The 5,485-nt window shown below is 64.7% G+C and carries 5 protein-coding genes; 3 read left to right on the top strand and 2 right to left on the bottom strand.

All coding sequences use genetic code 11. The annotated features are described in order from the left end of the window. Positions 1 to 171 precede the first annotated feature (171 nt). A complete protein-coding gene (locus tag RIT73_RS17155; RefSeq protein WP_309133322.1) occupies positions 172 to 558 on the top strand; it encodes a VOC family protein in 387 nt (128 codons plus the stop codon). A gap of 142 nt (positions 559 to 700) precedes the next feature. Further along, positions 701 to 1,201 (top strand): thiol peroxidase, encoded by a 501-nt coding sequence (gene tpx, locus RIT73_RS17150; RefSeq protein WP_309133321.1) that lies wholly within the window; start codon positions 701 to 703, stop codon positions 1,199 to 1,201. 5 nt (positions 1,202 to 1,206) lie between these two features. Here the strand turns inward: tpx and RIT73_RS17145 are convergent, their stop codons facing one another. Next, positions 1,207 to 1,923 (bottom strand): PIG-L deacetylase family protein, encoded by a 717-nt coding sequence (locus RIT73_RS17145; protein WP_309133320.1) that lies wholly within the window; start codon positions 1,921 to 1,923, stop codon positions 1,207 to 1,209. 70 nt (positions 1,924 to 1,993) lie between these two features. Then, positions 1,994 to 3,220, bottom strand: a complete 1,227-nt coding sequence (locus RIT73_RS17140) for an FAD-dependent oxidoreductase (protein WP_309133319.1) — start codon at positions 3,218 to 3,220, stop codon at positions 1,994 to 1,996. Positions 3,221 to 3,351: 131 nt separating this feature from the next. On the opposite strand from RIT73_RS17140, the gene RIT73_RS17135 reads away from it, so the two are divergent. Next, entirely contained in the window at positions 3,352 to 4,911 is a 1,560-nt protein-coding gene (locus RIT73_RS17135) for a DHA2 family efflux MFS transporter permease subunit (RefSeq protein ID WP_309133318.1), read from the top strand. Positions 4,912 to 5,485: the final 574 nt, after the last annotated feature.

The raw sequence follows: 5,485 nt of genomic DNA, 5'->3' as shown, positions 1-5,485 counted from the left end.
GCAACCCGTGTGACTGAGGGATGGGCAGCCACCATGACGTCGGAATGAGACGGTGCGAAACGTTCTGTGGCAACCCGGGCGAACCCGTGTCAGATCCGATGTCTATGGTGGGGCCAAGTGAAATTCACCTCTTCGGCAGCTCCAGCTGCCGGTGCGAAAGGACGGTCATCCATGGCATCGCTCTCCTCCCTGAGCATCGCGTTCGATTGCGCGGACGTGCGAACCCAATCGCGGTTCTGGTCCGAGCTGCTCGGAGCGGAACTCGACGAAGGCGCGAACGAATTCGTCGCGAGCATCGGCGGCATCCACAGCTCCGAATCTCCCATCCCCGGGATGCTCTTCGTCAAAGTCACCGACCGGGGTGAGGGGAAGAATCCCGTGCACATCGATCTCGACGACCCGGACTATCCGCGTGACGTCGAGAAAGCAGTCTCTCTGGGGGCGAAGAAGGTCGCTTCGTTCCAGGAGCATGGAATCGAGTGGACGACGCTGCTGGATCCCGAGGGGAATGTCTTCGACATCGGCCGCCGCCAGGTGTCCGAGCAGACTGATTCCTGAGGTGACCGGGAGCGAAGCCGCCAGTACCGTGTCCTCAGAGGTGATGAGGACAGAGTGTGAAACGGCTCGACAGCCGTGTCATGGACATCACGTAGAGTGACACTGACAGCATCAATCACACCAACGAAGGAGAGATCGAAGCATGGCGAAAACAGCATTCCAGGGAACCCCGGTCAAGACCGTCGGCGAACTGCCGGAGAAGGGTTCTCAGGCCCCGGCCTTCACCCTTGTCGGAACGGACCTCAGTGAAGTGAACTCCGCGGACGTCGCCGGCAAGCGTGTCGTCCTCAACATCTTCCCGAGCCTCGACACCGATGTCTGCGCGGCATCGGTGCGGAAGTTCAATGAACTGGCCGGGAGCCTCGACAACACCACGGTGCTGTGCGTCTCGAACGACCTGCCGTTCGCCCAGGCCCGGTTCTGCGGAGCAGAGGGCATCGAGAATGTCGTCGCCGCCTCCGGCTTCCGCAGCGCATTCGGCAAGGAATTCGGCGTGACCATGGTCGACGGTCCCCTCGCAGGACTGCTCGCACGCTCGGTCGTCGTCCTCGATGAGAAGGGCACGGTGTCCTACACCCAGCTCGTCGACGAGATCACCACCGAACCGGACTACGACGCAGCGAAGGCCGCCCTCGGCGCCTGATCCAGCTACATATCGATCACCTGCACGGGCAGCGCGTATTCCACGCCTGCCCGTGCTCCGGTTTCGGAGGCGATCATCGTGACCATCTCGCGAGGCACGGGGTGGTCCGGGAGCGCTTCAAGATAGACCTTGTGTGCCTCGAGCGACCGTACGCCCTTATCGACGTCCTCGGCACTGAGCTCAATGGCATAGTTCGGCTCGGCGCCGTTGACGAGCAGACGGTTCGCCTTCCATGCCGGCAGACCGGATTCGGCGAGATCCTCGAACAGCCAGGGGTTGTCGGCGTCGCGGATCGCGTCGATCGCAGCGACCCCGACGTTGCGATGATCAACGTGGTTGAGTCCCCACGAGGTCTCCAGGCGCCACGTCGTGACCATCACCGCATCCGGGCGGAACTGCCGGATCTTCTTGGCGATTGCGTGCCGGAGTTCGACATTCGCCTCGACCAGGCCATCGGGGAAGTCGAGGATCTCGAGGTCGTCGACACCGACGATGCTGCAGGCCTCGCGCTGCTCGTCCGCGCGCAACGGAGCCACCTCATCGGGGTGCATGCCCCTGATCCCGGCTTCGCCCCGGGTGAGCAGCAGGTATGACACCTGTTTGCCCTGCCTGGCCCATTTGGCCGCTGCAGCCGAAGCACCATATTCCATGTCGTCGGGATGGGCGACGACGCAGAGAACCCTGCTGACGTCGTTGTCGTCGAGAAGCGGAAGCTCAGTCATTCATCCAGGCTAAGCTCCTGCACTCGGTTGCGCCAGGTCTGGACCCTGAGCGTCGTGCAGTCCGCGACCCTCAGCCAGCCGGCGGAGGAGCACCCGGGCGGCGGTCCTCAGCCAGTCGGCGGAGAAGCTCTCGCGCAGCGAGGCGACCGGCACGCGTCGCCCCCACCGTCGAGCTCGCCGAACCATAGCCGACGAGAAACACTCTTCTATCGCCTTTGACCGCCACTTCGGTCTCCATCGCGATTCCACCGTCACGGGTGCGCAGATGCAGAGGCGCCAGATGGTTCAGCGCCGCCCGGAATCCGGTGTTCCAGAAGATCACGTCGACGGCTTCGATGCGCTGCTCAGTGAAAGGCTGCCAGGATTCCGGCAGCGCCAGCCGGTCGCCGGCCGAGGGACCGAGGCCGTCCGATGTCGGCACCTCCTCGCCGTCGTGAGCAGGGAAGTGCACGCCGTGGGGGAGAATCCGGTCGAACATCCCGCGGGAGACGAGCACCCCTGATTCCACGCCCTCGAGGAATTCCCGACGCAGTGGCAATCCCGTCGTCCGGACCACGCTTGCCGGTGCGAGACCCGCCAGCGTGCGGGAGCGCACGGCACGCTCGACCTCGAGCCCCCAGTTGCCGTCGAATTCGCGGGAGGTGAAGTTCGGCGGTCGCCTGGTTGCCCACAGAGTCTCGGTCACCTCGGCGAGTTGGAGCAGGAACTGGGTCGCGGAGATCCCACCGCCGACGACGAGGGTGCGCTGCCCGCGGAAGTCCTCAACGTCGCGGAAGCTCGCGGTGTGGAGCTGGCGACCTTCGAACTCCGCGATTCCCGAGATGTAGGGCACATAGGGGCGCTTCCACGTTCCGGTGGCGTTGATGAGGAACGACGTCGCCAGTTGAACGTGTTCACCGTCAAGTTCGACGGTGATCGTCAGGTGACCGGAGCCCGGCGTTTCCGACCGGACCTCCACCGCCTCGGCGGGGCGCACGACACAAAGTTCGAGCTCCCGTTCGAACCGGGAGTAGTAGTCGGAGACCACCGCCGAGGCTGGGCACCGCGGATCGGGCGAGCCCAGGGGGAAGCCGGGGAGGTCCGCGATCCGGTTGGCCCCGCCCAACGTCAGCGAGTCCCAGCGTTCGCGCCACGCGCCGCCCGGACCGGCGCCGGCGTCGAGGACGATGAAGTCCTTCCCTGCTCTCAGCCCGTCGCGCCACAGGTAGTGAGCCGCCGAGAGCCCTGCCTGACCGGCCCCGATGATCACGATCGGCCATTGGGAGCCCTCGAGCAGCTCTGGAAGTCGACACACCATGAACGTCATTGTTCCAGGTTCGTCTGCGCAGCGGGTTCGGCGTGAGTCCGCCGTCAGGCGTCGGTTCGTGGCACCACCCTGACGTGAATGGTCGGCTTGACGGGGGTGGGGAGCGAGAGAACACTGGGTCAGTGACTTCTCAATCCCCATCCTCGACCAGTCCCTGGCGTGCCCTGTGGGCGCTGTGCATCGGCTTCTTCATGATCCTCGTGGACTCCACGATCGTCTCCGTGGCCATGCCCGACATCATGGCCTCACTCGACGCCGACATCAACGCGGTCGTGTGGGTCACCTCGGCGTATCTGCTCGCCTATGTCGTCCCGCTGCTCATCACCGGCAGGCTGGGGGACAAGTTCGGACCCAAGCGGGTGTACATGGTCGGACTCGTCATCTTCACACTCAGCTCCCTGTGGTGCGGACTGACGACGACGGTAGCTTCTCTGATCGTCGCCCGTGTGGTCCAGGGCCTCGGCGCGGCCGCGATGACCCCGCAGACGATGGCTGTCATCACCCGCATCTTCCCGCCCAACGGACGCGGTGCGGCCATGGGCATGTGGGGCGCCGTCGCCGGCATCGCGACCCTCATCGGCCCGATCATGGGCGGACTGCTCGTCGACGGATTCGGGTGGGAGTGGATCTTCTTCATCAACGTCCCCGTCGGAATCGTCGCCTTCGTCATGGCATGGCGGTTGGTCCCGAGCCTCGAGACCCAGTCGCACAGCTTCGATTGGATCGGCGTCGTGCTCTCGGCCTGCGGCATGTTCCTGCTGGTGTACGGCATCCAGCAGGCCCACGAAGCCAAATGGGGCGCGCTCATCGGTACCGTCACGGTGCCGTTCGTCATCGGCGGTGGCATTGTCTTCCTCATCGCCTTCGTGCTGTGGCAGAAGTTCACCCCCACCGAGGTGCTCATCCCTCTCCGCCTGTTCAAGGACCGCAACTTCTCCCTGGCGAGCCTGGCGATGGTCACCGTCGGTTTCGGTGTCACGTCGATGTCGTTCCCGATCATGCTGTGGGCACAGAACGTGCTCGGCTACTCACCGACGCAGGCCGCGCTGCTTCTCGCGCCAATGGCGATCCTCTCCGGTGTGCTCGCGCCCTTCGTCGGGAAGCTCGTCGACAACGGGGACCCTCGGATTCTCGCCGGCATCGGCTTGGCGTCGTTCTCTGCAGGCCTGTTCTGGATGGGAGCGCTGCTCGACCGCGACACATCGCCGTGGCTGCTGATGCCGCCGATCCTTCTGCTGGGAGTGGCGAACGGATTCATGTGGGCGCCGATATCGTCCACCGCGACCAGGAACCTTCCCCTCAAGGACGCGGGCGCCGGTTCTGGTGTCTACAACACGGTGCGGCAGGTGGGAGCGGTGCTCGGAAGTGCTGCCATCGCGGTTGCGATGGAAGCGCGCTTGGCGGCGAACATCGCCGGCGCTGAGGCGGCTGCTGGTGGCGCCCCGGGTGCGGTCGGTGGTGTCGGTGCTGGGGCAGGGGACGCTGCAGACTCTGGGTTGGCGGAGTCCGGAGGATCGATGGCCTCGGAGATGGGAGGCGGTATTGCCGGGATGCCGGATGCGATCGCCTCGGGCTTCGCACATGCGATGGGGCAGTCGCTGTGGGTGCCTGCGACGCTGATCCTTCTCGGTTTTGTGGCGGTGCTGTTCTTCGAATCCCCGCGGAGGCGTGTGCGGGGCTAGGCAGCGGCGCAGCTGTGAGTTCGGTCTTCGGCTCAGACAGTGATGCCCGGGAACCTGTGTCAGTGGTGGATGGCACACTCTGGATTGCACACCTTGGAGTAGGGAAGCGATTTGCTCCAGAAGTCTGATGTCAGTGGCGGCTGGCAGGCTGTGGAGTACGGCAGCAGTTCGTCCCGGACGAAGGAGTTCACCCCGAACTCCTGTGTCAGTGGCGAGTGGCAGACTCAGAAGCACGGTAGCAGCTCGCAGACGAGAGGCGGTGACACGGCATGGATGAGGCGACATCGGCAAACGGCAGCCGATTCTCTCTGCCCGCGCATTCACCGCTCACCGAACTCGCCTCGAAATCCGCTGAGTGCGACCGCATCCAGTTCTCAGTGATCGAGTCCCTGGCCGACTACGCGCTCACGCGGGCCTGTGCAGCTGTGGGTCTGCCCATGGACAGCCGAGGAAGGGAAGCGAAGTCGTCGGCTGCGTCTCCTCGTTTCGCTACTGTCGCTGACAGCGTGTTGCGGACTGTGCCTCGGCCGGCTTCTCCCGATCCTTGGGCTGATTCGGATACTGCTGCCGTTTC

This window comes from Brevibacterium sp., from assembly GCF_031179145.1.
In the GTDB taxonomy this organism is placed as follows: domain Bacteria; phylum Actinomycetota; class Actinomycetes; order Actinomycetales; family Brevibacteriaceae; genus Brevibacterium.
The sequence above is the reverse complement of the archived record's forward strand: the minus strand, read 5'-3'. Positions and strand labels throughout refer to the sequence as shown.

What these genes read in the sequence shown, in the direction of transcription:
- RIT73_RS17155 (WP_309133322.1), top strand. Translation starts at nt 172, where the DNA reads ATGGCATCGCTCTCCTCCCTGAGCATCGCGTTCGATTGCGCGGACGTG.
- tpx (WP_309133321.1), top strand. Translation starts at nt 701, where the DNA reads ATGGCGAAAACAGCATTCCAGGGAACCCCGGTCAAGACCGTCGGCGAA.
- RIT73_RS17145 (WP_309133320.1), bottom strand. Translation starts at nt 1,923, where the DNA reads ATGACTGAGCTTCCGCTTCTCGACGACAACGACGTCAGCAGGGTTCTC.
- RIT73_RS17140 (WP_309133319.1), bottom strand. Translation starts at nt 3,220, where the DNA reads ATGGTGTGTCGACTTCCAGAGCTGCTCGAGGGCTCCCAATGGCCGATC.